We start from the raw sequence: 2,987 nt of genomic DNA on the forward strand, positions 1-2,987 counted from the left end.
TTTTTTAGGAGTGTTCAGGTCATTTTTTCTCCCGTCATAAGTCAATTTTACTTAGAGTCAAATGTCAGTTTTCATTAGTCTTTTTGCCATACGTTGGCTTCCGTGTACCGCTTTGAGTTTAGTTGTCATTGCCCTATAACGTTTGGCAGTAAGCAAATGTGGCGCTTTCTCTCGAATGTAATTGGGGCGCCATTTTGCTTACTGCTTGTTATGCTCATTTCTTTTCAGTTTCCAAATAATATATTTCATAATTGAACTAAGTATAAAACCTAGACCAATAAATAAGCAAACAACACCCATAAACCACATTTGACCTGCCCAATTAATTGAAATTTCGGGCTGGGTTCCGTAGTCGAGTATCAGTCCATTTTTAATGATAAGGTACAATCCAAATCCAATTGAAATCATGCTGGTTAAACCGGTAAAAAGAGCATTTTTATCAATTTTAAACACATTGATTCGTACAATTTCAAATGAATTATATCCAATAAGGCAAATAGCTATAATTATATCTACTAATATTGACATCCTATTTTTTATCTATTATTGTTGTTTGACCAAATATTTCTATTGGCTCATTAATTTCCAATGTAAGCACATCTAATTTACCACTTTCATATATTTTATCAGATGGCACTATTACAATTCTAAATTCCAAATCTGTTTTAAACTTTTCCTCTTTTGAAAAATAGGGTGGTGGATTGACTTCAGAGAAAAGGTCCATATGTCTGTCATAATAAGCAACGGGGCCGAACATAATCAAAAGCTTTTCATTGAATTTCGCTTTGATAGCTTCATCAAGCTTTTGAATTAACCGACCGAAGTTCTTGATATAAGCCGAATATGGTTTACGAGCTGTTGACACAATTGATGTGGAACAGCAGAAAGCCCAAGCATCATCGATTTTTCTATAAGTGCTGTGAACGGTTCCGCCTTCAATTAATCGCTCTTTTCCATCGACGATTATTGTGTGACTTTTATCTTCACGAATTTTGAAATGATAATAGTTTTCGCCCTCATCTCGATAATTCATATCCTTTAATTCCCCGAAAGCAGATGTCGGAGTGAAACGCATCCGACCGTTTATCACGAGATCATTTAAATGTTCTTTTTTTGAAAAAAATCTATATACGGGTGTTGGTAAAATCAATTTAATCTAGGTTTTATTGGGTTATATTGTATATTGAGCATAACGTTTTGGCGCTTGGCGCAGTGGCGGATTTCGGAGTACAAAACTGTCAATACACCACAAAAGTTGATGCGAGGTAGAATGTTCAATTAACCACGTCACCCGCCATTGAGCCAAACGCCTGTTATGGCTCGTTTTTTTATTTGTATCTGTTACCACTTTGTTTACAATGTTGTTCAACTTCGTCTAACCATTTGTCATACCAATACCAAGCTTTTGCAACCTGTGTTCCATATCCAAGTTTTGGATTTTTTGCGTCTTTAGATTTCCAAAACTCTGTATGTTGGTGCTGCCCAAAATTTGTAAAACCTTTATTTTGCATCTCCGTCCAAATCTCGGTTGGCAAGTATTTTCTTTTTTCTCTTTCTTTGATTAGAACAAATTCTTTATTTAGTGTTTCCGCTTCTGGTGAATTTGCAGGTAAAAATTCAATAACCTTATCTGCTTGTCCTTTATGATTCACTGATTTTGGAACATACAAGACTCGATACGAGTACTTTATATTGTTATAATCTTCATCACTAATACTGTTGTCAAAGTCATTAATATAGGCAGAAATATTAGGCGGTAAATCAGTGAATTTTCTAAGTTGATTAGCGTGTTCTTCTTTAATTGTTGAAAATTGCAATGAAAATGATAAGTGTTTGTCAATTCCATAGGAGTCACCAAATAATTCTTTGATAAATTGGTTGTAATTTAAACAACAGGCTTGAAATCTAGCACTCAAATATTCATCAATTCTTGTTGTCATTTGGTGTTCAATTTCGTGTCTTAAACCAATTAAGAATTTCAAATTAGATTTTGAAATATGGTCAATGGGACAATTGTCATCATCTAAACATCTTTCAAGTTCCCAATATTTAAACGCACCTTTTTTGGTTTTGTCATACTTTTTTCTTTGAGTAAGTTGTTTAAAATATCTATAATCGATTTTCTGCTCACGATAATATGCGTGTAAAAGGTACATCCAAGAAATGTTTGCAAGTATGATAAAGTTTTCAGATTTAAACTGAATGCTTGGATTATTAAAAATCTGAACAGCACTAAGCATAGCTTCCCTTGACTTAATTAGAAGTTCTTCTTTCAATGACCATACTTTTCTATTTCTTTTCTTAATTGCCATTCTTTACATCATTTATATTGAAGTGAATTTTCATATTTACTTTTCAAATAGTTTAGCAATTAACCAAGTCGCAAGTAAAACACCACCAATTGTCAATGCGGCATTAATAATTTCATCCGCATTTTGATTCTTTTGGTATGCGTCATACTGTTCTTTAGTAATGTTTCCATTTCTGTAAAGTATATTAAGATACTCTCTTTTTTGTTCCGAACTTGCTTGCTTTTTGTCAATAAGTCGCTTTAGTTCAAGCAAGCGTGAATAATCTATGTGGTTCATCATTTTCTTGCTTTTTTGTCTTCTAATTGACTAATTAATTTTGGAATAAGCTCGTCCATTTGCTTGCCTATTTGGTCTATCACTTGTTGTTGTAAGTCGTCCTTTGCTTTATGTTCTTGTAACTTAATTTTCAGTTCGTGAATTTGGTCTTTTAATCCATCGTGTTTGTCACGAATATATTCTTTCAAGCCGTGTCTTGTCCCAAAGAAAGTAATAAGGGTAGAAACAACAATCCCTATTATGTAAAGTAAATCTCTTAATCCAAATTCCATTTTATTTATGTTCTATGTTTTTCATTTGGTACTGGTTGTTTTAAAATGAGCCATAACTTACTTATAACCTACCAAAAGGTTGGATTAGTTGACGGAGTCCGACCCAAAACCCAACTTATTTGATAAA

5 protein-coding genes are annotated in these 2,987 nt (G+C 33.2%); all 5 read right to left on the minus strand.

What is annotated here, in order from left to right; translation table 11 throughout:
- Positions 1–198: 198 nt before the first annotated feature.
- The 5 genes from VNJ50_RS04670 to VNJ50_RS04690 all read right to left on the minus strand — a co-directional run bounded on the left by VNJ50_RS04670 (position 199) and on the right by VNJ50_RS04690 (position 2,860).
- Complete coding sequence (locus tag VNJ50_RS04670; RefSeq protein WP_325579527.1) at positions 199–528, minus strand: hypothetical protein; 330 nt, start codon at positions 526–528, stop codon at positions 199–201.
- A gap of 1 nt (position 529) precedes the next feature.
- Positions 530–1,150, minus strand: a complete 621-nt coding sequence (locus VNJ50_RS04675; protein WP_325579529.1) for a hypothetical protein — start codon at positions 1,148–1,150, stop codon at positions 530–532.
- A gap of 178 nt (positions 1,151–1,328) precedes the next feature.
- A complete protein-coding gene (locus tag VNJ50_RS04680) occupies positions 1,329–2,312 on the minus strand; it encodes a DUF3644 domain-containing protein (RefSeq protein WP_325579531.1) in 984 nt (327 codons plus the stop codon).
- Between the two features lie 36 nt (positions 2,313–2,348).
- Positions 2,349–2,591 (minus strand): hypothetical protein, encoded by a 243-nt coding sequence (locus tag VNJ50_RS04685; protein ID WP_325579532.1) that lies wholly within the window; start codon positions 2,589–2,591, stop codon positions 2,349–2,351.
- Positions 2,588–2,860, minus strand: a complete 273-nt coding sequence (locus VNJ50_RS04690) for a hypothetical protein (RefSeq protein ID WP_325579534.1) — start codon at positions 2,858–2,860, stop codon at positions 2,588–2,590. Before VNJ50_RS04690 ends, VNJ50_RS04685 begins: the two co-directional genes overlap by 4 nt.
- Positions 2,861–2,987: the final 127 nt, after the last annotated feature.

The sequence above is a fragment of the Gelidibacter sp. genome (genome assembly GCF_035577925.1).
Taxonomy (GTDB): Bacteria; Bacteroidota; Bacteroidia; order Flavobacteriales; family Flavobacteriaceae; genus Gelidibacter.

Excerpts from the sequence above, each read along its gene's own strand:
- VNJ50_RS04670 (WP_325579527.1), bottom strand. The coding sequence starts at position 528 with ATGTCAATATTAGTAGATATAATTATAGCTATTTGCCTTATTGGATAT.
- VNJ50_RS04680 (WP_325579531.1), bottom strand. The coding sequence starts at position 2,312 with ATGGCAATTAAGAAAAGAAATAGAAAAGTATGGTCATTGAAAGAAGAA.
- VNJ50_RS04685 (WP_325579532.1), bottom strand. The coding sequence starts at position 2,591 with ATGATGAACCACATAGATTATTCACGCTTGCTTGAACTAAAGCGACTT.
- VNJ50_RS04690 (WP_325579534.1), bottom strand. The coding sequence starts at position 2,860 with ATGGAATTTGGATTAAGAGATTTACTTTACATAATAGGGATTGTTGTT.